19 protein-coding genes and 7 pseudogenes are annotated in these 26,309 nt (G+C 28.9%); 7 read left to right on the top strand and 19 right to left on the bottom strand.

Translation table 11 applies throughout. From position 1 onward, the window contains the following. Positions 1-55: 55 nt before the first annotated feature. From DK405_RS15400 to DK405_RS04175, 11 genes and pseudogenes are all read right to left on the bottom strand, one after another. Positions 56-250, bottom strand: a complete 195-nt coding sequence (locus DK405_RS15400) for a TraD N-terminal domain-containing protein (RefSeq protein WP_041621103.1) — start codon at positions 248-250, stop codon at positions 56-58. Between the two features lie 5 nt (positions 251-255). After that, positions 256-1,252 (bottom strand): annotated as a pseudogene (locus tag DK405_RS04215) (tetratricopeptide repeat protein). A 53-nt stretch (positions 1,253-1,305) separates the two neighbouring features. Beyond that, positions 1,306-1,683, bottom strand: coding sequence for a hypothetical protein (locus DK405_RS04210; RefSeq protein ID WP_052691702.1), 378 nt, complete (start codon positions 1,681-1,683; stop codon positions 1,306-1,308). Between the two features lie 600 nt (positions 1,684-2,283). Continuing rightward, complete coding sequence (locus DK405_RS13935) at positions 2,284-2,448, bottom strand: hypothetical protein (RefSeq protein ID WP_231967629.1); 165 nt, start codon at positions 2,446-2,448, stop codon at positions 2,284-2,286. A 116-nt stretch (positions 2,449-2,564) separates the two neighbouring features. Continuing rightward, entirely contained in the window at positions 2,565-2,720 is a 156-nt protein-coding gene (locus DK405_RS13930) for a hypothetical protein (RefSeq protein ID WP_231967628.1), read from the bottom strand. A 157-nt stretch (positions 2,721-2,877) separates the two neighbouring features. Next, positions 2,878-3,825, bottom strand: a complete 948-nt coding sequence (locus tag DK405_RS04200) for a polyprenyl synthetase family protein (protein WP_231967627.1) — start codon at positions 3,823-3,825, stop codon at positions 2,878-2,880. An 88-nt stretch (positions 3,826-3,913) separates the two neighbouring features. Beyond that, positions 3,914-5,719, bottom strand: coding sequence for a hypothetical protein (locus DK405_RS04195; RefSeq protein WP_045912576.1), 1,806 nt, complete (start codon positions 5,717-5,719; stop codon positions 3,914-3,916). After that, positions 5,719-7,263: an Npt1/Npt2 family nucleotide transporter gene (locus DK405_RS04190; RefSeq protein WP_045912577.1), complete on the bottom strand. Its 1,545-nt coding sequence runs from the start codon at positions 7,261-7,263 to the stop codon at positions 5,719-5,721. Before DK405_RS04190 ends, DK405_RS04195 begins: the two co-directional genes overlap by 1 nt. Positions 7,264-7,415: 152 nt before the next feature. Next, complete coding sequence (locus DK405_RS04185) at positions 7,416-8,948, bottom strand: Npt1/Npt2 family nucleotide transporter (RefSeq protein WP_064612886.1); 1,533 nt, start codon at positions 8,946-8,948, stop codon at positions 7,416-7,418. Positions 8,949-9,466: 518 nt separating this feature from the next. Then, positions 9,467-10,172 (bottom strand): annotated as a pseudogene (locus DK405_RS04180) (IS982 family transposase); the annotation flags it as partial. A 287-nt stretch (positions 10,173-10,459) separates the two neighbouring features. After that, positions 10,460-10,618: pseudogene (locus DK405_RS04175) on the bottom strand (conjugal transfer protein TraD); the annotation flags it as partial. A gap of 190 nt (positions 10,619-10,808) precedes the next feature. On the opposite strand from DK405_RS04175, the gene DK405_RS13925 reads away from it, so the two are divergent. The 3 genes from DK405_RS13925 (at position 10,809) to DK405_RS13915 (ending at position 11,607) form a co-directional block, all read left to right on the top strand. Then, the gene (locus tag DK405_RS13925; protein ID WP_045912633.1) at positions 10,809-11,000 is read left to right on the top strand and encodes a helix-turn-helix domain-containing protein; all 192 of its coding nucleotides are present in this window, start codon (positions 10,809-10,811) and stop codon (positions 10,998-11,000) included. 140 nt (positions 11,001-11,140) lie between these two features. Beyond that, the gene (locus tag DK405_RS13920) at positions 11,141-11,407 is read left to right on the top strand and encodes a transposase (RefSeq protein ID WP_080946465.1); all 267 of its coding nucleotides are present in this window, start codon (positions 11,141-11,143) and stop codon (positions 11,405-11,407) included. A gap of 116 nt (positions 11,408-11,523) precedes the next feature. Beyond that, positions 11,524-11,607 carry a transposase gene (locus tag DK405_RS13915; protein ID WP_231967921.1) on the top strand — a complete coding sequence of 28 codons (84 nt, stop codon included), beginning with the start codon at positions 11,524-11,526 and terminating at the stop codon, positions 11,605-11,607. Between the two features lie 1,095 nt (positions 11,608-12,702). Here DK405_RS13915 and DK405_RS04160 read toward each other — a convergent pair. Then, entirely contained in the window at positions 12,703-14,241 is a 1,539-nt protein-coding gene (locus tag DK405_RS04160) for an HlyD family type I secretion periplasmic adaptor subunit (protein WP_045912635.1), read from the bottom strand. A 37-nt stretch (positions 14,242-14,278) separates the two neighbouring features. Beyond that, positions 14,279-16,033: a type I secretion system permease/ATPase gene (locus DK405_RS04155; RefSeq protein WP_045912636.1), complete on the bottom strand. Its 1,755-nt coding sequence runs from the start codon at positions 16,031-16,033 to the stop codon at positions 14,279-14,281. Positions 16,034-16,745: 712 nt separating this feature from the next. On the opposite strand from DK405_RS04155, the pseudogene DK405_RS13910 reads away from it, so the two are divergent. Next, positions 16,746-16,970: pseudogene (locus tag DK405_RS13910) on the top strand (transposase); the annotation flags it as partial. 376 nt (positions 16,971-17,346) lie between these two features. Next, entirely contained in the window at positions 17,347-18,861 is a 1,515-nt protein-coding gene (gene murJ / locus DK405_RS04145) for a murein biosynthesis integral membrane protein MurJ (RefSeq protein WP_045912637.1), read from the top strand. A gap of 36 nt (positions 18,862-18,897) precedes the next feature. Here the strand turns inward: murJ and DK405_RS04140 are convergent, their stop codons facing one another. Together DK405_RS04140 and DK405_RS04130 are read right to left on the bottom strand one after the other, a co-directional pair. After that, positions 18,898-19,239 (bottom strand): hypothetical protein, encoded by a 342-nt coding sequence (locus DK405_RS04140; RefSeq protein ID WP_231967626.1) that lies wholly within the window; start codon positions 19,237-19,239, stop codon positions 18,898-18,900. 1,212 nt (positions 19,240-20,451) lie between these two features. After that, complete coding sequence (locus tag DK405_RS04130) at positions 20,452-21,645, bottom strand: alpha/beta hydrolase family protein (protein WP_045912639.1); 1,194 nt, start codon at positions 21,643-21,645, stop codon at positions 20,452-20,454. Positions 21,646-22,086: 441 nt separating this feature from the next. Between DK405_RS04130 and DK405_RS04125 the strand changes: the two are divergent. After that, positions 22,087-22,845 (top strand): annotated as a pseudogene (locus DK405_RS04125) (IS5 family transposase); the annotation flags it as partial. A gap of 156 nt (positions 22,846-23,001) precedes the next feature. Then, positions 23,002-23,097 (top strand): annotated as a pseudogene (locus tag DK405_RS04120) (IS5/IS1182 family transposase); the annotation flags it as partial. An 18-nt stretch (positions 23,098-23,115) separates the two neighbouring features. On the opposite strand, the pseudogene DK405_RS04115 reads toward DK405_RS04120, so the two are convergent. The 4 genes and pseudogenes from DK405_RS04115 to DK405_RS13900 form a co-directional block, all read right to left on the bottom strand. Further along, positions 23,116-23,733: pseudogene (locus DK405_RS04115) on the bottom strand (Rpn family recombination-promoting nuclease/putative transposase); the annotation flags it as partial. 118 nt (positions 23,734-23,851) lie between these two features. Next, positions 23,852-24,430, bottom strand: coding sequence for an HD domain-containing protein (locus DK405_RS04110; RefSeq protein WP_045915533.1), 579 nt, complete (start codon positions 24,428-24,430; stop codon positions 23,852-23,854). A 100-nt stretch (positions 24,431-24,530) separates the two neighbouring features. Further along, a complete protein-coding gene (locus tag DK405_RS13905) occupies positions 24,531-25,388 on the bottom strand; it encodes a sensor histidine kinase (RefSeq protein WP_064613094.1) in 858 nt (285 codons plus the stop codon). A 21-nt stretch (positions 25,389-25,409) separates the two neighbouring features. Continuing rightward, the gene (locus tag DK405_RS13900) at positions 25,410-26,138 is read right to left on the bottom strand and encodes a sensor histidine kinase (protein ID WP_109510599.1); all 729 of its coding nucleotides are present in this window, start codon (positions 26,136-26,138) and stop codon (positions 25,410-25,412) included. Between the last annotated feature and the right edge of the window lie 171 nt (positions 26,139-26,309).

The following is a 26,309-nucleotide window of genomic DNA, read 5'->3' as shown; positions in this document are numbered from 1 at the left end:
TTAGAATCAAAATTTGATCGATATCATAAAAATGTTCACCAATTGCTAACTTAAGCTACACATATCTTTCAATTACAAAATAATACAAACTGCTCAAAAAAAGTTTTTGATATAATCGACATATAATCCATAATATCGATAATCCTAACCCAATTGTAAAAACATTTGTACTACCTTGCCCAAACATTCTTAACTTATGGGCAAATAACTGCGATCCCCTAGTAAAATTACCTTGATTCTGAAAATTCATCTATCTCAAGAGTATTTTTTCAAAATCTGTAGTTTTTGCTCGTAGTCTTTTGCAATAGTAAAATTCTCAAATTCTGTTAACTTTTTAATTGTTAGTTTATATTCTTCTATAAGATTAGGCATATATTTAATAGCTAAGTTAAAATTCTCCTTAGCCTTTGAGTATTGTCCTAAACTTACTAATGAAATTCCTTTTTCAAGATAATTTTCAGCAAAATTAGGTTTGTACTTAATAGCTATATCATAGTTTTTTATTGCTTTTTGATGTTTTCATAATTTCTCAAAAACCATTCCTTTGATATAATAAGAATCTGCACAATTTGGAGCATATTTAATTGCTAAATTGCAGCTTTTTATTGCTTTTGGATACTTTTTTAACATACTTAGCACATAACCTTTATTACAGTATGCTGTTGCATCATTATGATCATATTTAATAGCTAAATCAAAATGTTCTATTGCATTCTGCAATTGTCCTAAAAATGATAAAGTTAACCCTTTATTATGATAAGCTTCTGAGTAATTTGGTCTGTACCTAATAGCTATATCATAATTTTCAATAGCCTCTTGAATGTAGCCTAACTTCATTAATACTGTACCTGTGTTATAATAAGCTTCTGGATTATCAGATCTGTACTTAATAGCAATGTTAAAATTTTCCATTGCTTCTTTATACTGTCCTAAATCATTCAAAGAAGCTCCTTTATTATTATAAGCTTCTGCAAAATTAGGTTTATACTTAATTGCAAGATCACAAAGTATTGTAGCTTCTTTATTTTTTCCTAATTTCCTATAAGATACAGCTTTATTATTATATGCTGATGCATAACTTGGATTATATTTAATAGCTAAATCATATTTTTATTGCTTCTTGATATTTTTTTAGCCTTAAAAAAGAACTTCCAATATTTGAATATTCTTTAGCTAAAACATTTTCGTCTTTAATGCTATTTTGTTGAATTAGCTTGTTTTTTTCAGCTGCAATAACTGTATTTAAAAGCATTAGCAGTAAAATTATTGTTATAGCTAATTTATTTTCATAAATCCAATATACCTTTAACTTTTATCTTTTTTCGTTATTCCAAAATTTTCCAGAGCTTGCTTACCAGCCCTTAAAAATGTTGAATTAGTAGTATCAGAAAACTTTCTCTGTATTTTTTGAGTCTCATTTTTAATATTATCAGAAATTCGATTAAGATTCTCTACTTTTTCGTTATCACTAAAAATTTGTTCTATATTATTATTATAAGCCTTATTATTTATATAATTAGCGTTTTGACATTTTAACTCCTCAGATTTTTTATTAAAAATTTCTTGTATATCTCGTTTAGTAGAAAAGTTGCCATCATTAATATGATCATTCAAATCTTCAGGTATTTCATTGTTGATTTTAGCAACCTTAAAAGCAATTTTCTCTGCTTCTACCTTATCCATCTAGCTGCTTGCTCCTTGCTTGTTATTTCAGGATTTCGAGCCATAATTTCATTTAATACAAGTTCATTAATATTACGATCAATAGTAGTAGAGTTTTTGGGATACATAATTCATGCTGTAACTCAGTTGCTCCATTTCTTGTTTAGTTTGAGCTATCTCTTACCCAATTGATTGCTGTTCAGAAAGGTTAGCACTAAAATTTTCACTTAATGACTGTATCTCACTATCTGTAGTACTAAGTATTCCTTCTTTAACAGCACTTTGAATTTTTGATAATGCCTTACTATGTGATTGTTGCTGATTTACTGAGTTACCTTGTTCATTATTATATTTGTGTGCTCCTTCAACTACACCTCTAGCCCAAAAAGCGCCACAACCAATACTAGCACTAGTTCCACTACTTTTACTATCGCTACTACTAGATTGACTATCTCCTGTATTTCACCACTTATAAGCGTATGATTGAATATTTTTACTAGATCTTTTTCTAATTGCTTTAATTTCCAACTTTTTATATAAAACCTTCTTTTAAGTTGAATCGACTAGTATATTGAGTTGTACTATTTATAACATATGCTTCAAGTATATGTTATATTGTTTTCATGGGGTGCTTATTTCGCTAATTTTAAGCACATTATTTTCTTGTTGTATTATGGCTGGCACAGCTTGTATTTTAAACTTCGTACTCAAAAAACCCAATTGATTGAAGAATACATGCCGGCCTAATAGATTGCTTAGTTCAATAGGATTTCCATTAACTAACACTATCTTTCCTGGTCTTGATTTTGCCCAAGCAACCTGATCTTCATCATCTCCAAAGGATTTATTTTAGTTCCTCTCCTTACTATTATTATACCATTTTTTGTCTTAATGTCATCCTTTTAAACGTAGGTAAAATCATATACTCGCGTTTTATTTTCAGTAGCTTTAGTCAAATTTTTTACTGGTACTGGCCTCATGATTTTTTGTCTAACTTTTTCCTGAAATCCCATCTGCATTTGTTTCAACTTCTTTATATTTGATATGTCTTTGCACATTTACCTATAGACATGTTATATGCTATATATCAATGCGTTATAACAACAAGTTCATGTGAATGGTTATATTTTGCAGCTCTTTTCTTAATTAAACACGATGTGTTTCTAATTATTGGCGTATAATTGTGACTCGTGTGTCTACTTACTAGACTAACAATTATTTTATTCTATTAATAATATATTTAGTTAGATTTTCTAGGTAATCTTTATATTCTAAACTTATATTTAACTTAGTAATAATATCGTATACTTGTTGTTCTAATTGAGAAATTTTTTGTTTTATTAATGCTAAAATGTTGTGTGTATATAAAAGACTTAAAGCGTACTTAAAATCATCTTCTTTTTGTTCTTGATTCAAGAATATTCTATGCCAAAAATCTCTTTCATTCTGTGAAGAAGCGCAATTATATGCCATGATTATTGGTAATGTTACTTTCCCCTCCATAAAATCATCTCCAACATTTTTACCTAAACTATCTGAGTTGCCAAAATAATCTAATACATCATCTACTATTTGAAAAATTAGCCCTAATTTAATGCCAAATGTTTTAACTAGTAGGCATGTTGGTGCACTTTGATTAGAAATTATAGCAGCAATTTCACATGAAGTACCAAATAGTTCTGCAGTTTTAGCTTGTATTACTCTAAAATACTCATCTTCAGTAATGATTTTTTTGCCATGTAATTGTGTTAACTGTTTAACTTCCCCTCTAATAATAGTATTAAATGATAATGAAAAACTTTTAAGTGCTTTTATAGAATTGCTCTTAATCATCAACTTAAACGATTGACTAAATAAAAAATCGCCAATTAATATGCTGGTTTTAGTATCCCATTTAAGATGAACAGTAGGATGTGATCTTCGCATTTTGCTTTCATCAACTACATCATCGTGTAACAATGTAGCTGAATGAATGAGTTCAACAGCTGCAGCTAGATAATAGTGAGATAGCCCATGGTAATTAAATAACTTACTGATAATAATAGTCAACATAGGACGTATTCTTTTACCTCCTGCATTAAAAAAATATGTCCCAACTTCATAAATTAATTGCTCTTGAGATGAAGAAATGCAGTTTAATATAACATTATTTACTTCAGACATATCTTTATCTAGAAACTTACTTAATTTATCGATAAAGCTATTACAGTTGTTACTGAATTTTAAGTTCATACACTTACATACTTAAGTTCTACTGGCATGCTGGTGCTTCTAACAATGATTTTAAAACTTCCATCCATAATTCTTGTGTAATAATTTCTGGAGAACGATTTAGCTTATCTATTAAGTCAGACTTTTGCTGCAGCTGAGGTAAAAACTTTAGTATTAGTTTGCTAGGAGTAGAAGATTTAGTAATTATTTCACGTACCTGATTATATAGTGTTCTATAGTACATACCTCTTATTGCCAGTAAGTCTAAATTACCAATTCTTATTTTATTAGATATATCATAATGACAATTGATTACTCTAATATTTGGTGAACCATGTAATGGCTTTGAAATTTTTGATAAAAACGACTTTAAAATATCTTTATTAAGTTCAACTAATTGATTTTGTTGTAGTATATTTTCATCTATTTTGTTTTCTTTACTATTTAGTTTAATATGATTTTCAATAATTGTTTTAATATTGTAAAAGTCAATGATAAAATCTACTAAATCTCTAAAATTTAGCAGATAAAAATTAGTGACAAACCTTGGATTTGTTGTGTCATAGAGAGAGTCTTTGATATCAATTCCAAAATCATTTAATAATATTTTTAAGAAATTAAGTCTAAATATGTTACTCTTGCTACTAGATAATAATTCAAAATCCAGATTTAGCATTATTTGATTAGGGAATGCAATTGTATTAATTATTTGATCAAAATAATCTAATTTTGCTAAACATTCTTTTTTTTGTAATGACATATCATTATCGGTATATAGAAAAGCTATGTTTTGCATTGCTGTTTTAAAATCAAAATTTTCCATCTTCTGTAATATAGCAGTAATATCAGAATTTGTTTTTTCTTCATCATCTATATTTAAAATACTAGCCAGTAAAATCTTAATAAAAGATAATTTGTCCTTGATATTTAAAACAAAATAGGTCGCTAGTTTATTGTTTTTATTTTCTATATGAGCTAAGTTTTGATAATCTATTTTACTAGATACTGCCAGCTTGTTATCTTCATAAAATAGTTTTTCAATATTTAATTGACCATTAAAACTATTCTGCTCTATATTTTTTGTTATGGAATACCAAGAAACTTTTGGCAATAACAAATCCAAAGTTGATTTAAACTCAAAACTCCAAGGAGAAAATGAATAATTCATATGATCTACTGTAATTTTGCTATCTATAGCATAATTTTTAGGTATATCATTTCGAAGATCATCAACACTGTAATAATATGGATGATTATCAAAACTAATGTGAAAATACGATTTTAGTATTTTATTTTTTAGTAGATTTTTAACATTATCATAATCAGAAAACTCTCTGACGTTAAGCTTAAAGTGATTTAGATAATTGATTAATTCAAATGCATTATGTTCTTTCAATATTTGAAATAGTCTTTTTGACAATTTTAATTCGCTAGATATCGTAGCATCTATCTTAACTACATTATTGTTAAAACTTGATTTCGAGTCATATGTTTGCTTACTGTAACATTGACCACTATACTCTATTAAAAACATTTTAGATGCTAAACTATATCTTATTTTAATTGGTGAATCGCATTTTATTATTTCAGATATGTTACTATCGGATATACTACTAATAGTAACACCTAAAACATCGAATCCTATACTAAGAGGCGTAGTGATTGCTTTAACAGTTGAAAAGCTAATAGTTGAGTAAGTGCTATCTTGTTGATATACTGTAATATCTCTTTTTCCATATGTTTTAGTGATTCGATTAGCCAATATTTCCCATACCGCATACCAACTAATAAGCAAAAGTAATAGTACTACAATGCTTGTAATTAAAATTATATATACTTTTCTCATTACTTCTTTTCCATAAATTGTTGTAAATCATCATATTTATGATAAAGGTTTACAACGTCAATTAACCAAATTAAAACTACTAGTATAAATACTCCCATTAAAATTGCCGAGATAGAGCTAATGGTTGATTCTGGATACAATGTTAAAATTAAAAACTGTATAAATGCTCCGCCTGATTTTCCAAGTTTTGCTCCTACTACCTCAACTGCAGCTTTTCCTTTGATTTTTGTTTCAGCATCCAGTGGAATATATGCAATTTCTTTAGTTGCATCAAATAAGGAACATTTACTTGATTTACTTAAAATATTTTGCGATGCTCCAACTAATACAGCTAAATAAATAGGACTATAACCAACAGTGCTAAAAATTGCACTTGCAGTTTCTCCTGTAATTATTAACAGAAAAAATATTATACCTGTCACTCCGATAATTAAAGGAGTAATCAGAGCTGGAAATAACCAATTAAATTTATGTAATATACTACTACTCATTCCCATAAACATAACACAAGATATTCCCATAACAACATTAAACTTGCCCATAAAAGTAATGTATTCCTGCGTTGTAGGATATAGTTCTTTAATTTGAGCTTTCCATGGGCCTTCCAAAATATTTATTGATAAACCATAGCAAATTACCATAATTGCTATTCGACTAATATATTCAGATCTTAAAATTAACTTTATACTATCTTTTAAAGATAATTTAGTTCTGCCATGATTATATAGCTTAAGATTATTCATTAGATTATCTTTGTTATGCATTATAACAGCTTTGCCTAATACTAAGTTATTTAAGTACTTAAAGGTAAGAATCGCTATAATTCCAGAAATCGTAACAACAATAACAATATGTTTAAAAATTGCTTCGGAATTTTTAGCACAGTCGCTATTGATTACAAACATATCTGATGCTATTGAGATTTCTGAATTATTGGCACATGCTATTAATACATTACCAGCAACAATTAGCCCTAAATTACCTATCATGCCTAAAGCTGGATAAAACCTTTTGGCATCTTTAATATTAAACATATTATTAGCAAATTGCCAATACATCAGATTAATCACTACGACACTCCATAGTTCGCAGATAATATACATCACAGCATAACTCCATTTTCCGCAAATTCTAATAATCCACTGTAAATACGGATAATTATATATTGCTTCTTTAATTAGCTCCTCTGATGGATGTAATAACATTTCATTTGGATAAACAATAAAAGCAAATAGTAAAAAGAATATTAAAAAAAATGTTACTATGATATAAAATATATTTTCCATCGAGTAACTATTAGATAACTTAACGTATGTTAAAGTGAATATAATTGCTGAAGGTAACACTAACCATAATTTTAAAAAGCTAATAACTTCAGCTCCTACTGCAGGTACAACTAAGCTGTCTTTTATTGCTCTTAAGGCACTAAAGTTAAATAATAGGCAAAATATGATTAAAGCCATTGGCATAAATAGCTTCATTTCATGAAGTTCTATTGGCCATAGAGCTTTTGTCAATCTTTTTAAAATGTTAGTTTTTTGCATTATATTGAATCAATTTGATAAAGCAATAAGAAGAAAATTCACTTTTAACACATAACAAATAAAATCAAAATTATAAGATATATTCGACTAAAATTGGTGTTTTATAGTATTAAACTATAAAAGTAATGGTAAATAAGTATATCTAGTGCATATTAGCTAATTAACTTTAAATATTCTTTGTTTAATTCTTTAATTACCCACATCCATACTATACATATTATTATAAATATAAACATTAAATAAGGAGTTATAGATTGGTAAGTAGCAGTAGGAATAAGTGTAAAAGTTAATGATTGAATTAATGCGCTAGCAGATTTACCGAGTTTTATTCCCATTACGTCAGCTGTAGCTTTACCTTTACTTTTTAACTCATTATCAAGAGGAACATATGCCATTTCTTTAGTTGAGTCAAAGAAAGTATATTTACTAGACTTAGTTAGAATATTTAATGTTGCCCCAGTGGTAATTGCTATACTCAGTGGATCAATTGCAGGGCAGATTAGCTCAAACAAAGGAAATGAAGTATTAAAGCTTGAAGTTATAAAGAATATTGTCCCTGTTGAAAATAACATAATTGGAGTAATCATTGCTGCCGTTTTCCATCCAAAATATCGCACAATATTTGATCCAACTAAAACAAACAATATAGTACAAATACCAGTATAGCTTAAATAAGAACCAACAAAAGCATTATATTCTTCTGGAGTTTGATATAAAGTAGCAGCTTTATACTTCCAAGGCGCCTCAACTAAATTAATAGCTATGCCATAACATATTAATAATGTAATAATAAGCCTAATATATCTAGATTCAAGTGCTGTTTTTATGCCATCTAATATTGACATTTTATTAGACTTAAACTTAAAACTCACATCATCAATTTTAATTATGTAAGCGTTTAATATTGCAAAAATAAGCATAGAAAGACTACCTAGTAGTAGAACAATAGATATTACAATTTGAATATAAACAGTAGTTTTACTGCATTGTAAATCATAATGAGTAATAAAGTAGTTACTCATTGATGGTAAAAAGGATATCAGTGTACCAGAAATATATAACCCAGTTTGGCCAAATAAGCTAAATAAAACATAAAATCTTCTTGACTGCTCAACTGTAGTTACCATATTAACAAATTGCCAGTATAATAGCGCAAAAACAGCATTAGGCCATAATTCAGAAATAATATAAAAAAGTGAAAAGCTCCATTTTGCAAACATTAAGATAATCCAGCGAAAATGTGGAAATTTAGAAACTAGAGCTTGAATGCTTTGATCATTTAAATGTAAGTATTGGTGGTTTGGAAAAATAATAAATCCAAAAGCAAAAAAAAATGTTAAAAATGTTAATAATATGATGTAAAATACTTTTTCATTCTTAACAACACTGACTAATTTAATATAAATTATTGTCATTAAGCATGCTGCTGGTAATACACCCCAGATTTTCAAAAAAGAAGTTGTTTCAGCACCAATCATAGTAAGTACTATACTATCTTTTAAAGCTCTAATTAAATTTTGAATCAAAAGTATGCAAAACATTAGGGCGGTCATTAGTAAAAACCTTGGCAGTTCACATCGATGTACTGGCCATACATGATTAAATATTTTACTGAGATTAAAAGAAATAGAGCTTCTAATTGTAGCCCATGAAAGAAGATAGCACAATAAATAGTAAGGGGTCATTCTTTATAGTTTGAAGAATTAAATCTTAGCAATTATTATCATAGGAATTTATTTATTCAAGTCAATTATGATAAATAATAAAATTTATTATCAATCAAATACATAACTTATTATAAAAGTGAATAATGCATTGCTTGTAACGACAGAATAGAATAAACAAAACATGCTTTAATATTATACATATTTTATCTCTATAGCTCTTATTTTACCTCTGATAGAAAGATATTTTTTGAGAGTTATGTTAAAAATCTCCTATATGAAAAAAGGAAAAGCACTTAATATTATAGAAAAATTTTTTTAAAACAAAATACACACAACTCTGTATCGTGTAACAAAGAAATATTGCAATATCTCTGGTCTCCCTAAGGTAGGATCAAGTTAGGGTACAGTAGTTTAGTTATCTCTGAATCACGCGCAACATCAAACGTAACGTACGGATTTACTATATTATGCTTTCCTGATAACTTTGTATCATTACATATAGCTTATCTGCAGTTATTGCTTTCAAAACGTCAATTTTAGGATAAGGAGTCAGGAGAAGAAGAAGAGATAAGATTGGAATTAAGTTTAGAGATAGAATAACTAGCAAGAGAAGCAATTTTATATGAACAAAGAAATTAAGATGAGAACGGTGTCTAGTATGCTCTAAAAGCATATGTTTTTTTGTACATTAAAGACAGACTCAATTAAAGAACGTTTATTTAATAACCGATTATCTTGCATGTCCAATAAATATGTTTTCATATCTTTACGAAGATTAGTAAATAAACGTAAACCATTGGTCAACAGTTGATGAAATAACTCTTTAGATATGTAAGCTTTATCACTAAACAATTTACCAGATAAGCCTTTAGAAAAAACTGAAGATACAGATAGGTCGCTTTTATTGCCTTTAGTAATTTTAATTGACATTATTTCGCCTTTATTATTGATTATAAGATGTAACTTAAAGTCTAAGAATGAGCCATAACTACTTTTACCAATTTTAGAAATTTTGTTAAAAACTCTATTGCTGGAGGTACGTTTATTATGACAAATTGCTAACTTTGTAGAATCGATGTGATATATACCAGTCTCTTCTCCTTTCAGATAATGCATTAATACAACTAATGGCAGCAACATTCTAGGCCACAGTTGTATTATTCTACTATAGCTTGGTAAGCAAAAGTATCTTTTATACTTATAACTCAAGTAATATAGATAATAATTTTTAAAATCCTTACATTCTCTCTTTGTATACCTTTTATTCTCTACATTTCATATTTCCACTTATCCTAATCTGGCGTTTACAACGTTTGCTTACATATTAAATATGTTCAACAGAAATTGAGCTTAAAGAAGCTTGAGCCGTATGATGCCAAAGCATCACGTACGGTTGTGTATCCAGAGAAACTAATATAGTCATTTACAATGAGGTTTGAGCATAGAAAAAAGCGACAATAGCATCATAAAATTTACCAACATGATATTTTATACGCAAACTTCATTGTAAATGACTATAAAGTATTTTATGATAAGTGATTAAGCTTAGCCTTAGCAACTAATCCACTCATTTCGATAAGACGCTGAGTACGCATTTTACGTTCTTTAATTTTGAGATTAACCTCATCCATGATTAGCTTAGCCTTTTTTTGTTGGAGAGTAATTTTTTGCTGCATAAGATTTGCCATATTAGTAATTCAGAAAGATAAAAAAATCAGGCAAGAATATATCAAAATGAAATCCCAGTAAAGAAAAAACTGCACCTGCTAAACCAACATCAAATAATTATAGTCAAAAAAACGTGACTCCAAGGTTAGAAGCTTCATTATAGTCATTTACAATTACAATGAAGTTTGCATATAATATCCTGAAAAGAAAATGCCAAAATCATATAGCCAAGACTTTCAAGATAAAGTAATGAAATGTGTTAATCGAGGAAAAAGTTGTAATGCTACCTCAGTAAAATTTGATATAGCAGAAAACACAGTAAGAAATTGGTATAAAAGATATAAATCAGAAGGTCATTATAAAGAAAGATCACGCCATGGCAAAAAAGGAAAAAATAGATAAGATAGAATTTGAAAAATACGTTTTGCTAAATCCAAATGTAACTCTTGCACAAGTGGGAAAGCATTTTAAAATTTCAATAAGAGGAGCAAGTTATTACATGAAAAAATTTGGCTATAGTTATAAAAAAAACGTTGACCTACATGGAAGCAAAACCAGAAATAAGAGAAAAATATCAACAAGTGATAAGTTCTATACTCAAGAAAAACTTAGTATACATAGATGAAAGTGGAATTGGAATGTCCATATGCAAGGATAGATGGTGGAGCAAAAAAGGAACTCATGTGAGCAGCAAAAAGAGTGGTAAATATTATGAACGTACAAATACTATAGCTGGTTATGTTAATAATAAATCAATCGCACCTATGATATTCAATGGTTCGTGTAATACAAGATTATTTGAAGCTTAGGTGTAGCAGTTATTAATTAAGGAATTAAAGCCTGCTCAGTTCGTAGTAATGGATAATGCAGCATTTCATAAATCAAACAAAACTTAATAGAGCCTGTTGGTTGTATAGTTATTTTTTTGCCACCTTATTCTCCAGATTTAAATCCGATAGAGAAGTTTTGGGCTAATATTAAGCTGTGGATTAGACATCAAATTACTTAATTTGTTAAATCTTATGATGCTATTGTCTCTTTTTTTATGCTCAAACCTCATTGTAAATGACTATATACTATCTCCAAAGACTCATGTTTCAGCACTTATACTTTGAATACTTACTTAATTAAGTTAAGAATTATAAAGATTTCTCAAGTTGTATCATTAATCTTTACAAACTCGCTGATGCCTGTGACACAGATAGTTGAAAATTTTTGAATTTTCACTAGTTTGACACATCCAATCTTCTTTTGCTACTATGTGGTAGAGCATATCAGCTTCCACTACATCATATTTTCATGGCTATCACGGTTACCATTTGGTTTCAGCTCGAGTGTTTCACTGTCTATGCTTTACTACTGTCGTTAACTTCAGCTGCACAAGACTCTCTATATGGTGGAGCTAGCTTCTCCTTTTATAACTGGACTTTCACCAGTAAGATTAATTCACCTTATCTAAATTTACCTACCAAATACTATACAAAAGCGTAAAATAAGTTGTAACATAAGCTTATCGGAAATTATTACAATAATGGTAATGTTCCAATTAAATCATTATCATATGTTTAAAGATTTTTATTTATATTGCCTAAGTCAAGATTATAGAAAGGACCTTTCAAAGATAGTAAGCTATAACAGATTTATAGAGTTGATGGCTCTATGACATTTATGAAGATGCTACTATTATTACAATCTTTATCAGCCAAAAAAACAGAAAAATATTATATTGATTCAACAAAGCTTCTTGTATGATAATTCGAGAATTTATAAGCATAAAACATTTCAAAATATAGCTCTGATTGGTAAGAGTTCTACAGGATGGTTTTTGAATGTAAGCTGCATATAGTTTTAACCATCAAGAATAGATTGTGAGTTTTGCTCTAACTACTGGTAACGTTAATGATAGAACAGTAGTAAAATATTTAGTACTCAAACTTAAATGATGCATATTTGCTGACAGTAGATTTATTAGTAAAAAAACTCGCTACCTTACTTGCTAACCAAGGGTTAGAGCCAATTTTAAAAATCAGCTCTAACATGAAAGAAAAAGTAATTCATCCTATAAAACCTTTACTTCTTAATAAAAGGCATACAAAGGCATTTTTTATTTCTCAGTAAATGCTCTAAACATGTTATCAGTTATTGGATCAAGCAAGTATCTTAATAAAGTTCTAGTACCAGTAATAATTTGAATATCAGCTTGCATTCCTGGAAATAGTTTTAAATTTTTAACTTTTGCTACTTTATTAAATTCATCCATATCTATTTCTATTTTAGCAATATAAAAAGTATCACCTATCATTGCATTATTAAACTGCATTGCTGATTGTTGATCTTGAACTGTATCAGGCGATACTAGCACTACCCTCCCAGTAAACACTGGTGTAGTTCTATATTTGAAAGCACCAAATCTTATTTTAGCCTTCAATCCTACCTTAACTGAATCAATATTCTTTTGAGGAATTTTAGCTTTAATTATCAGGGAATCATTACTAGGTGTAATTTCTGCAATCCTTTGTCCAGATCCAATAACTCCACCTTGAGTATTAACATCCAAAACCTTAATTATACCATCAACTGGAGATTTTACTAAGGTTCTGCTTAATATATCAATCAAAGAGTTATAGCTTTCTTGAGCTTCAATGACAGCATGTTCAACTTCTTTAAGTTCAGATAATGTACGATCTATTGCTTCAGACTTTGTTCGTTCGATATCTTGCTGAGTACTGTTTATCTCAAGTTCAGTAATTATGATATTACCTACCAAGCTTGATTCTTCAACCAACAATTTATCCAGCTCTGTTTTTTGTCCAAAACCTTGAGCAATTAGGCTTTCAGCGTTTTTAATAAGCTTTCTAACATACTCAAGCTGCTTTTTAGATGCTACTACTTTAGCTTCTAAAGAATCAATTCTTTTTTCAAATTGCATGATTCTTGCATTTAAGCCTTTCTTTCTTGCTTGAAATAGATGCTGCTGAATTGACATTATTTTTGCTACTTCTGGTATATGGTTATTATTAACCAAAAATTCAGAAAATATTATTTCTTCTTGTTGCTCTAGTTCAGCAGTTAACCTAGCCTGATTAGCTAATAATGTTCTATATTGACCTAGCTTAATTTCTACACTAGCTCTAATTTTAGTATCGTCCAATGCTATTATAGGATCACCTGTCTTAACGTAATCACCTTGTTTAACAAAAATTTCTTTAACAATACCACCTTCCTGATGCTGTATAATTTTATTTTCAGTACTTGATATCACAGTTCCAACAGCTACTGCAGCACTGTCAAGTGGAGCTAATGCACTCCATAAACCACCTACTACAATAAAAATAATCATGACCCAAACTCCAAACAATATTGGCCCTCTTGCAGTCTGAACTACAATATTTTTTGCTGTACCTTTTGAGTTAATAATAAAACTAATAAAGCTATCTACAGCATTACCTATACCATAAATCAATCGTGTTAACTGCAACAATATTGCTTTAAGCAATGATTTTAGCCATTTGCTCTTTTCTAGTTTTTGTTGTTTTTGCTGATTTTGCAATAACACATCCATTATATTTTTTCGATCCTGAGGCGACATTTTAGGTATTACTCCCTTTATGTCATTATTATTATCATTCCAAAGCTGAGACATTTTTTTACCCAAATCTTTAATTAATTATATTACTATCCTATTTATGAATACTTCTTTTATGATTATTAAGCTGATTCATAACTTCTTCTCTATCTCCAAAGACAGCTACTGTTCCATTTTGCAATACTAATATCTTATCTACTACTGATAATACAGAAGGTCTATGCGATATAACTACAACTGTAATGCCTTTCTGTTTAGCTAATTGTAGAGCATTTGATAAAGCTAGTTCTCCAACTTCATCAAGATTAGCATTAGGTTCATCTAATACTATAAATTTAGGATTGCCATAGAAAGCTCTAGCTAAACCAATACGCTGCTTTTGGCCCCCTGAAAGACTTGACCCTCCAATACCAATATCTGTTTCATAACCATTAGGAAATTTTAAAATTAAATCATGTGCTCCAGCCATTAAAGCAGCATCTGTTACTTTTTCTGGATCAATTTCTTCACTCATTTTAGCAATATTCTGTTTTATAGTACCACTAAATAATTCAACACCCTGAGGAAGATAACCTACATGATTACCAAAATCTTCTCTATTCCAATCATACACATTAGCACTGTCTAACCTTACAGCACCTGAACTACATCTCCAAACTCCTACTAAAAGCCTAGACAGAGTTGATTTTCCAGCAGCGCTAGGGCCGATTATTGCTAACACTTCACCTGGATTTAAATCAAAACTTACGTTTTTTAAAATTGGTTTATATTCTACCTGCTTAGTAGTAGGATTTAAGTAAGGCATAGAGAAAGAAACATTTTCAACATCAAGCTTACCAGTTACCTTTAGCATAGGCATAGCCTTATCACGTAAATTAGATACTTTAAAAGAATCGTTAATTCTTTTATATGCTTTAAGAGTATTATTAATTTGTTTCCATAACTCAATTGCATTGTCAACAGGAGCAAGAGCTCTACCAACAAGGATAGAACTAGCAATCATTCCTCCAGTCGACATCTCTCGCCCTCCAGTCTTGACTACAATATACGCTCCAATTCCAGTAACGCACATTTGCATTATATATCTAACAAATCTAGAAATATTAGAAAGAATACCATTACGGTAGCTAGCTAACGTTTGCTTAGATAACGCTAACTGATTAATTTTGCTCCAATTAGAGCTAACATTTTTCATCATTCCCATTGCTTCAATAACTTCTGCATTACGATTAGCAATTTCTACCTGATTTAATGCTTTAATAGAATATTCAGTTGCTTCACCTAAATTCCTATTAGTTATAGCTGCATTAACAAAAGCAAGTATAATAATCACAATTCCTCCAACAACTGTTAAATAACCTATATATGGATGAATCATGAAAATTACTATAACATATGGAATTGTCCACGGAGCATCTAGTATAGTATTTAATCCTACACTAGTTAAAAAATTCTTAACCAACTGAAAGTCACGTAATAATTGCCCAGTAGATAATGACTGCCGTATTGCCGATGATGCGATAGAGTGAGAAAGTAGCATTGGAGAAATATTATTTTCAAGCCATATACCAATGCGAATCATAGTAAACGAACGAGCAATCTGCATTAAAGTATGAACAAAATAAATTGTACCAATAATTAAAGATAACATAATCAACGTTTCAATATTACCGCTACCTATTACACGATCAAGAACTTGCAATGAATATAACGGTGTAATAAGCATTAATATATTGATACAAAATGCAAAGCAAAATATTATATAAAAAGCTAACCTACACTTCTCTAGTGCTTCCTGAAAAGGATTTAATTCCTGAACAAACTTATTTATTATAGGAATTTGTTTCATAAAAATACCTTGTTAAAATTATAATACTTAAAACAATTTTCTAAATCATAGTAATTATTAAGCATAAGCTTATATTTAATCAATACAAAACACAAACTTATTTTTCATAAATTGTATATTTTTTATATTAAAACTTAGCATTTAAACATAAAAATACAGCATAAACCACATTGTTTTAAAGATTGATTAATAAGGTAAGATTGAAATGCTAAACATTAGTTTGTATATTCTGCAACTTAAGTTACTAAATCAACATATATGATATCGTCAATATCATTACATCATAGTAACTGCATTATTTGTTAGTACAGAATTCTATTTTTAGTTAAATCCTTCAACTCCCTTAACTCATTCTTGTTAAAATTAATAAATGTAGCACAATGTTATGTCAATCATTAGGAAAAACAACTTCTAATACTGTTATTAGAAATATATTTCATTTTGCTTACAGAAAAAGCGATAAATTTATCACATAAAAAGTATGTATTGCTCACAACATAGTTTATAGATAAGATAAAAATGTACAAATACAAAGGAAAAGTTATTACCTTTACGGATTGGAGAGGTTTTATTCATATTACACATAGAACTCACTAATATGCGGCAAAAATCATGAGATGTTACGGTGTTTATAATTAGCATCTGTCAAAGAGAACTAATGTTATAGTAGTATTAGTAGATAAATCTTTGCTAACCTTATCAATTTGACTGTAATGTTAATACTGCTATTTTTAACTCTTGGATAGAACAGAATTTAATTCCGAAATTATCTAATAATTCTATAGTTGTGATTGATAATGCAAGTTATCATACAAGTCCTCATTTAAAAACTATGATAGAAAAAGATGGACATATATATGGACATATATTAGAGTATTTACCTTCTTATTCTCCTGATTTAGAGTCTATTAAGAAAAAATTGTTTCAAACTAAATAAAGCAGAATGAAATATCACTGTGACTGAGACACTCTTTTCGAAAAGTATATAACGTAACTGTTTTATACTAGTTTAGCTATACAAACTGCTCAGAAAAACTTTTACCTATAGAGCTTCCATCCATAGTTACAGCATGCATTATCTTTTATTCCAGACTCATCAATATACTATCTTATCTTTTGGTCTAGATTTTCCTATCCTAAACCAATGACGCCATACTTTTTTGATGAATTTGATACCACATTTAAAATAAGTAACATTGCGGTTTCTAAAATTTCTGATATTATGAAGTTGTTTTAATTTTTAAAGATTAAAAATCAAGTTTGCTATTTTAATTTAAGTAGTTGTTTATCAAATCATAATTCGTGGTTGAGCCTTGAGATTATTAAAATCTGGTATCAGAGTAGCAATTTTAACTATTTTTTCAAGGATTTCAGGTTTTCTGCGAGAACTTTTTATTGCTTCATTATTTGGTGTTAGTGAATTATCTGATAGTATTTTTTTTGCTTTAAAGTTTCCTAACTTGATACGTATTGCTTTAGGAGAAAAAGCATTCTTTTACAATTTTGTGCCGTTTTTTAGCGCAAAATTAATAGACTCAAAAAAATCAGCAGAGCAATTCGCTAGCAGTATTTTTACTATACTTGTTATTTTGCTAATTGTACTTGTTGTTTTTATTCAGCTTATCATGCCGTATATTATGTTTGTATTTGTTCCTGGTTTTTATACTGTAGAAAATAAGTTAAAGGTTACAGTATTATTATGTAGGATAACTATTTTTTATGTTATTTTAGCTTCAATAGTCGTTTTTATTGGAGAAATGTTAAATTCAGCAGGTAAATTTGCAGTTTTAGCATTTTCTCCAATTTTATTAAACATACTTATTATAGCTGGTACATATCTTAGCAGTAACTTTGCTTCCTACAAAGTAGCAATTTGCTGTTCTCTAATTATAGCTGGCCTTATACAAGTATTGTTTGTGTATATTAATTTAAAAAAAGCTGGCATTAGATTGTTTTTTAGGATTGATAGGTCAGATAAAAATATAAAATCTTTTGGTAGCAACTTAGTGTATTCAATGTTAAGTTCTGGAGCATCGCAAATTAGTAATCTGATTTCTCAGATTATATCTAGTTTTTTTTCAGGAGGAATATCAATTTTATCATATGCAGATAGAATATATCAGCTACCTTTAGCAATTATAGGAATAAGTCTTAATACAGTTTTACTGCCTGAATTATCAAAATTATATAAACAAGGGTTAGTTGATAAAGCTATTATATTACAAAAAAAAACAATCAACATTAGTTGTTTTTTAGCATTACCTGCTGCTGTTGTAATTGGAATGTTATCGTATCCAATCGCTGAATTAGTTTATCAACATGGAGCTTTTACACAAGAAAATACTCAAAAGATATCGTTAGTAATTGCTATTTCAGCATTTGGATTACCAACGTATATTCTAGCTAAGGTTATAACTCCAGCATTCTATGCAAATTGTGATACTAAAACACCTATGAAAATTGCTATATGTTCATCTTTATTAAATATAACTCTTAGCATATTCTTTGCGCGGTTTTTTGATTATATTAGCATTGTCTTAAGCAATGCAATATCGCTATTAGCTAATATTATATTTGTATTAATTGCTGCTAATAAGTTTAGCTATTACAAGTTTACAAAAGCAACAGCTGTCTTTATTTTAAAGTTATTAGTATCTTGTGTAATTATGGCTATAACTATTTATTACTTCAATAATGTTGTATTGTATAATAAAACAACTCTTCTATTTAAGATATTTTCATTGTTAATATGTATTGCTATTGGAGGGTTGGTATACCTTGTATCTTGCTTTGCATTAAGAGTACACCATATTTTATATAAAGGTTAAGTTTAAGTATAATTTATATAATAGTAAGTGCGGCCACTAATTTTGCTTTGTATATTTTCTCAAAAGCTTCTTGTAAAACTTATATTCTCCATCAATTTTTGAGTTAGCATATACAATGTCATAAAGTTGATAACCTTTGATATTTAAATGGAATGTTAGAATATCACTGGCAAAAATACCAAAAAATATAGACATAGTAACTAGTGTTATTTGACCTAAAGTTAACATAATTGGATTATCTATTCCAAATATTATAATAGAATTGATTAGTATTCCTGATATTAATATATACCACATACCATGATATCCAGCCCATAGAAAACTAAATATAGCTGCTTTAATAGAAAAGCCATGCCTTGATAATATTACCTGATTCACTTTTGCATTTGGATTGTAATAAACCTCGTATAAATACATGATACTGCTTAAATTTATATAAACTCTTAATAATACTTTGCAATTTTAACACTAAATATTATTTAATGTAATAATTAATAGCGCACATTACTCAATATGAGAAGCGAATTTTCTTTCTTAGAATTATTATATAAAACTGCACAGCTTATAGCTATCAGTAAAAACATTAGTGTATCTTATTAAACACCAATCATAGAAAATGGTGCTATAGTTATTAACAAAGAATGTTGTCATCAAAGCTCAATAGTTTTGCTAATCTTGGCTAATGTCTTTCTGGACTATGTTATAGATATCTGGTTTGCAAAAATTAGTAAAGAGAACTTAATTGAACAAACAGGAATAGCGAGGTATTGCGACGATATGGTATTTGTCTTTGAAAATGAAAGCAGATGCGCAAAGGTTTTATGATGTCTTGCCTAAAAGGTTAAATAAGTATGGGCTAAATATCAACGAAGCTAAATTATAAATGATAAGATCTGGTAGAGACTATGCTGCAAATTTAGCCAAACAAGGCAAAAAAATTGCAAGCTATAATTTTCTTGGATTTACTTGCTATTGTGCCAAATCAAGATGTGGTACAATGGAGACTAAAATATACCTCAAGGAGAGATCGTTTTACTGAAAAACTGAAAGGACTGAGAAAATATTTGCGTGGTTAGCTAAATCAGCAAGACAAAACACAAACATTATCACAAGTCATTAGAGTTATTAGGAGATGGATCAACTATCATGTTATATTCGATAACGAAAGACGAGAAGGTAAAAACAAAGAAGTCTTATTAAGATTGATAAGATTCTAAAAAATAATTTGATATGTTCCAATTTTACGGAACAAAGATTACCTAATTAATAGAAGTCTTTAATAACTCTTTTTAATGAAAGAAAGAGAGTAAAAAACATATCTAGCAACAATGTATATACTGATTTGCATAAGTTGGTAGATGTGATAAATTACAGAGCCCACAAATTAGCAAACTATCTAGATTAAACTATGGTATAATAGACTTCTTTTAAAACAAGTCTATTATACTAGCTAGAAAACTTATCTTGCAAGCTTAAAGAAAGTAGAAAATTAGCTTGATGTATATACAAGCTAATTTCTTCTGTCAAACCCCTGTTAATTGGCTATATCAAATAGAAATACTTTTACATCCAAACTACAAAAATATTATATTAATCAACCTCTGTACTCCAGTCAGTACACGCTCCATTAATTTGGTCAAACCCATCAGTAAATGCAGGATCATAGCATACAAATGAAGTTAAACTTTTGTGCTCTACTTCATAAACTGGTTTTTCTATATCACAGTACTTATAAGTATCATAGACTATGAATGACTCTAACTCTTTTTCAGAATTTTTGCGTTCTACCAAAATACCATCATTGCCTGTAGAACAAACGTTTTGTAATTTATTTCCTTCGAGAGAATCTAATTCTACTACATTGTTACCACGATTCTTTACATCAAGTATTTTGCAGTTCTCAAAATTACTCAACCCATGAGAATGAGCTGTTACAGATACTTTTTTTAATAAATCAGCTGCTGAGTTAACTGCCTCAGACATTTTATGAAGTACACCTGATACTTTGTTAAGTCCAAAATAACAATTTAGCATGTTTTCTGTTGCACTAAGCGGCTTGCATAACTTTCTAAAATTTTCTGCCACACAGCTAATATAACCATTGCCAAAATCATTTTTTGGTAGCGCTAACTTTGGTTGGGTTGTAGCAAGTTGATCATTAGTTTCGTTTATCAAATTTGGTACTGCATTAATAACTTTGCAATACTTAGCCAATGAATAAATTTTTTCTCTAGCTTCATTAGAAAAAATTTTATTTTTAGTTGCATAATCTAACGCTGAATATGAGCCTGGATTATCAAAAGTAGTAGATTCAATAAGCTTAAGATTTCGAGACACAATCTCAGCTGCTGTTAAATCTGAAACCACAGCTCCAAGAGAATGACCGCTAGTGGTATATTTATAACCTTCCGCATTAATCTTGTTGACTACTTTGTCAATAAAAGCTTTCATTGGCTCTATCTTTGAAATGTTGCCATGCATATAAACGCCTTTTATATCATCTCTCAGATCGTCTACATTTTTAGGATCTGTGCCTGCAGTAGCAACATGAATTTCTTTAGTTTTTTCGTTAATAAAAGCTACTGCTTTGTAGCCATACTTATTAGTATCTTTATAATCTGCAGAATTGCATAATATCTTCCACCCTGTACCTTTAATTGCCTTTTCTATTTCTTTAAGTCTTTCACCATAAGTAGAATGACCTACTTTATAAGCAAGCCTAATAGCTTGGTATATAAACTTATGATTATAAACTGTTAATTTTAAAGATTGATTAATAGGCATATTTTAAATAATTTTTTGTTTGTTAATAATTTAGTTGTTTTGTTACTCATATTACAAGTAATTTACAGTTTAATACTATAAGCGAAATATATCCATTAGTTTTTCTTAAAATGAGTAAAAAAACTTAATTAATGTATAAAAGTTGCATATATTTCATTTTTATGCTCTTAGCTGAACTTCTAATACTTTTGCCGTATTAAATGTTACATCTATCAACTCAAAACTTTTATTTAGTACAAATTTATTAACTTTATTTGCAATATCAAATATCCTCAGAATATCTTGATGAAGGAAATCTTTATGCAAGTACATCAAAAAGATATAGAAAAAATCAAACAGAGAGTTATATCAGAAAAAGAAAAGGCAAGAGATATATTAGACTTCTTTCGAAACTAGAGAATGATGTAGAATGGTGTTATAAAAATCTAATTTGAAGTAATAATGAAATTAGATCAGATTAAAGAGTTAAAGGATGAAAAATTTCGTCGATTAACAGGAGTAAGGAAGAGGACATTTTCAAAGATGGTGGATATTTTGAGGAAAGCTGATGGTTTTAAGAAATCAAAAGGTGGACGTAAAAATAAGCTCAATTTGGAGGAACAGTTGCTGATGGTGTTAGAATACCTTAGAGAATACCGTACTTATTTCCATATAGGTCAGAACTATGGAATTAGTGAAAGTTCAGCATATAAAGCTGTAAAATGGGTAGAAGACACCCTAGTTAAACACGCAAACTTTGCTCTTCCAGGCCGTAAAGCTTTAATGAAGAGTGATATGAATTATGAAGTAGCCTTGATTGATGCTACTGAGAGTCCTATAGAAAGACCTAAAAAAAACAAAAATTCTATTATTCAGGAAAGAAGAAAAGGCATACACTAAAAACTCAAATAGTGGTAGATAAGAAAACGCGCCAAGTAATATGTACAGATTTTTCTAACGGTAAAAAACATGACTTTAGATTATTTAAGAAATCCAAAATTCTTATCCATCCTAAGGTAAAAGTGATTACTGATACAGGATATCAAGGCATACAAAAAATTCACAATAATTCTGAATTACCAAAGAAAAAAAGCAAGAAAAATCCTTTAACTAAAAATGATAAAAAGAATAATCGGTAGATTCGCAGGAGAAAGAGTTGTAAATGAAAACGTTATTGGTGCGCTAAAACGCTTCAAAATTATTGCTAATAAATATCGAAGTTGAAAAAAATTTTATGCCAAACCTATATAAATCTTCATACTGATACTATCTGCCTTAGAAGACCAATTTTACCTATAGTACATCTTATAATCAATAATTAACGCATAGAAGCAATAAGGATAAGCATTAGACCTCTTTCGAAACTGGTTAAGGTAGTTCAAAATTATTGCTGACAAATGTCGAAATAGACGTAAAAGATTAGGTCTTAGATTTAATTTGATCTCTTGCATTTATAATTTTGAACTACCTTAACAAGTTTCGAAAGATATCTATTATTAAATCTTCACCTATTATTTTATTATATCCATCTAATGTTGTTTCTTTTGCATGTTTAAAAAAATAGCACCACTTCTCTGTTATATTATTCAACTCTTCCACTCTATCTTTTTTAAATTTTGGTAATTCTATAAAGGTAAATGAAAAGTCCTTTAGATCATGCTCATATGTCTTTTTATCCAATATTACATGCCTTGATATATAGTCTTCTTTATTTGGAAACAATTTATAATCTGCTATAGCTATAAATATAACTTCCTTTAGGTCTGAGTATTTTCCTTCCTTTCCTCTATTTGGTTGCCTGCCATATGCCTTTGCTGCATAATACTGGGCTCTTTTTTCAAATCCTTGTGTAGGATCTACTTGCATTTCTATTATATATTGCGCACCGTTTTTATCTTTACACAAAACATCTACTATTGATTCTTTTTTGGACGCTATGTCTGCATCTAATATCGTTCCTAAAAACTCTACTTCTATTATTTTTCTATTCCCTTCAAACAACAATATATCGTTCAGAAAATGTATTAGTATGTCCTTGTTTTTTTCTGATCCAAATATCTTTTTAAATGCTACATCATTCTTTGGATCTAGAAATCTTGATAAATGCATATGTTTTTCATATTTTCTATTCTTTTTAAATTATACAACAAAATAACTTATATGAACATTCTCTTATTGAATTTTAATTTCTGACATTCACTACATTAACCACATATTAAACTTTAGCTTATTTGGTAGTATAAAGCTCACAGTATTTATTTAGCTCTATAGCAATTTCTTGTAGTTTAAGATATTCAGCAAGAGGTATAAATTCTTGCTGCGTTTCTAGTATGATTTCTTGTCTTTTTTCATAAGGTTTTATTGATACAGTCTGAATATTATGGAATCGGTCGAAAAGCTTAATTAATAATAGTTCTGTTTTATTTTGTCTATAAAATGTTTGAATCATTTCTCTAGAACTGATTTTTTTATTATCCTTAATCCTGGTGAGATCTGAAACCTGTTCTGCAATATTATGACCAAATTCTTGACCTATTTTTTCTTTAGTTAGTGTTGTGTCTTCGATGGTATCATGTAGTATTGCTGTAATAATCGTATCTGTTTCAAAGCTGTAGTATGCAACCATATAAGCTACTTCTAATGGATGTGTGTAGTATAGTTCTCCTGTATCTCTCTTTTGCTGACCATGATATTTTTTAGCATAAAATATTGCTTTTTCAACTTTATCAAGATCAATTTTAGTGTCAAATCTTACGTTGGTTTCAAACAGCTTATTTAGTAAGCTTTCGCTATAAAAGTCTATCATTTTTCATCTCTAAATAATCTTTAATAAATTATACAATAAATTAAACTTTTTATATACTTCAATCCCAGATAAAAACTGGGAAAGAAGCGAATTAATTTGATTAAAAAAGTTGTACTGGAATATTGCAAGTAATGGTTGTAAACTTGTCTTTTTCGCTTTCTATTTCCATTTCTCCATTAAGTTGATTAATAAGGTAATTTACAAACCATAATCCTGATTCCAGCATTAGCGGATAGTCTCGTACCAATTCAAAATCAGCTAATTTAGCTTTTATATTCCCTAATTTTTCTTTTGAAATACCGCTTCCTGTATCGTGTATTCTAAATTGTAGTATGTTATCGCTTTTTATATAATTTTTTACAGTAAACAAATGAACTGTAATTATAACCTGGCAGCTGTGATTAAATCTAATGACGCTTCCTATTAATTGACTTAATATAGCCTGTAAATGATCACTATTTCCAATCACAATATCCTTCATTTTGTACTGAAAATTGTAATTGATTTTTATATCTTTCTCTTTTGCAATGTCTTCTAGTCGCCTAACGGCATTCTTTACTAGCTTTTGTATGCTAAATTTTTTTAAACATAAATTTTCATTCTCAATTTCGCTTCTAAGCGTGTAAACTACATCATTACAGTACTCTTGAAGATTTGTTGATCGATTTAATATTGTTTTCAGCTTATCTTTATTTTCCGAATCATTTAACATGATCTCGCTTGCTAGCCTTGCAATTTCACTCGTTGCAATATTAAATCTATATTTAATCTCCTGTATTAAATCTGTACAATATTCTTTCAATGATTCAGCTACCTCGACCTGATACTTCGCTTTTCTTAGCTTTGTTATTATTTCCATATATTCATCGATATTCTCACTCTCTCCATTCACCAACTTAATTGGTATTGGAGGAATTTGTACCATCCATTGGTTAATTGTTTTCTTCTTTTCTTTCATAGCATTCTCCTAAAGAATAATTCAAACTATTGTTGGTACATCAAATGAAAAAGTTACATAATTATTGCGCTCTTTCACTCGTAGATTTCCTTTCATCTGATGTGTAAGATGTTTTATAAATGCTAATCCTTCTCCTAGTTCTTGATACATTACCAAATTCGTATTCTCTAGTTCAGCATTTATTCTTTCTAATTTTTCTTTAGAAGTGCTTAGTCCTATGTTTTGTACTATAAATTGTAATATTTCTGAATTCTGATTGACGTTGACAATAATCTTGCTATTCTTGCTACTATTTATAACCGCACTACCAATTAACTGGCTTATTACTGCTTTTATTCTGAAACTGTCTCCAATCAGAATCGGCTTTATGTCATTTTGAACATTTAGATTTATATTCTCATTCTCAAAATTTTTCCTCATTCTGATAACAGAATTATTTATTAGCGATTCTATGTTAAATGTTTCAATCCTTACATTCGTTGATGCTATGTATTGTCTAAATAAAAAAATCATTCCATTTAGAGAAGCTATTATATTTACTTTTTTTCTGTCGTAGTTATTTACTATTAGCCTAAAATATTGTATCCACTCTATGCAATTTATGCTTACTTGCTCAGATTCCTCTAGCTGAAAGTATAGTTTTTGCAATTCAGCGTCTATCTGTTTTATTGTTGTGCTATTAATTCCCTCTGTAGATAATTTTTCGGTTAATTTATTGATTTTATTTTGACCTTCGTCTTGAATAGGCATAGAATTCCCCTACTATTTTTGTTTAAAAAATGGTTTCTGAAGATTAATTTCAAAAGTTCAACCCTTTGTTTTATTTAATCTTCAGATCATTATCATCAAAGTTTTGAAACCTAGATAATATAAGGTATAGAGTAGCATTATAATTTTTATTAGTCTATTAAAATCTTTTAA

Origin of the sequence: Orientia tsutsugamushi, from assembly GCF_900327275.1 — a bacterium.
Taxonomy (GTDB): Bacteria; Pseudomonadota; Alphaproteobacteria; order Rickettsiales; family Rickettsiaceae; genus Orientia; species Orientia tsutsugamushi.
Note: the sequence above shows the minus strand (reverse complement) of the source record. Positions and strands in the feature narration are given on the sequence as shown.

Excerpts from the sequence above, each read along its gene's own strand:
- DK405_RS15400 (WP_041621103.1), bottom strand. The coding sequence starts at position 250 with ATGAATTTTCAGAATCAAGGTAATTTTACTAGGGGATCGCAGTTATTT.
- DK405_RS04210 (WP_052691702.1), bottom strand. The coding sequence starts at position 1,683 with ATGGATAAGGTAGAAGCAGAGAAAATTGCTTTTAAGGTTGCTAAAATC.
- DK405_RS13930 (WP_231967628.1), bottom strand. The coding sequence starts at position 2,720 with ATGTGCAAAGACATATCAAATATAAAGAAGTTGAAACAAATGCAGATG.
- DK405_RS04200 (WP_231967627.1), bottom strand. The coding sequence starts at position 3,825 with ATGTCTGAAGTAAATAATGTTATATTAAACTGCATTTCTTCATCTCAA.
- DK405_RS04195 (WP_045912576.1), bottom strand. The coding sequence starts at position 5,719 with ATGAGAAAAGTATATATAATTTTAATTACAAGCATTGTAGTACTATTA.
- DK405_RS04190 (WP_045912577.1), bottom strand. The coding sequence starts at position 7,263 with ATGCAAAAAACTAACATTTTAAAAAGATTGACAAAAGCTCTATGGCCA.
- DK405_RS04185 (WP_064612886.1), bottom strand. The coding sequence starts at position 8,948 with ATGACCCCTTACTATTTATTGTGCTATCTTCTTTCATGGGCTACAATT.
- DK405_RS13925 (WP_045912633.1), top strand. The coding sequence starts at position 10,809 with ATGCCAAAATCATATAGCCAAGACTTTCAAGATAAAGTAATGAAATGT.
- DK405_RS13920 (WP_080946465.1), top strand. The coding sequence starts at position 11,141 with ATGGAAGCAAAACCAGAAATAAGAGAAAAATATCAACAAGTGATAAGT.
- DK405_RS04160 (WP_045912635.1), bottom strand. The coding sequence starts at position 14,241 with ATGTCTCAGCTTTGGAATGATAATAATAATGACATAAAGGGAGTAATA.
- DK405_RS04155 (WP_045912636.1), bottom strand. The coding sequence starts at position 16,033 with ATGAAACAAATTCCTATAATAAATAAGTTTGTTCAGGAATTAAATCCT.
- DK405_RS04130 (WP_045912639.1), bottom strand. The coding sequence starts at position 21,645 with ATGCCTATTAATCAATCTTTAAAATTAACAGTTTATAATCATAAGTTT.
- DK405_RS04110 (WP_045915533.1), bottom strand. The coding sequence starts at position 24,430 with ATGATAGACTTTTATAGCGAAAGCTTACTAAATAAGCTGTTTGAAACC.
- DK405_RS13905 (WP_064613094.1), bottom strand. The coding sequence starts at position 25,388 with ATGAAAGAAAAGAAGAAAACAATTAACCAATGGATGGTACAAATTCCT.
- DK405_RS13900 (WP_109510599.1), bottom strand. The coding sequence starts at position 26,138 with ATGCCTATTCAAGACGAAGGTCAAAATAAAATCAATAAATTAACCGAA.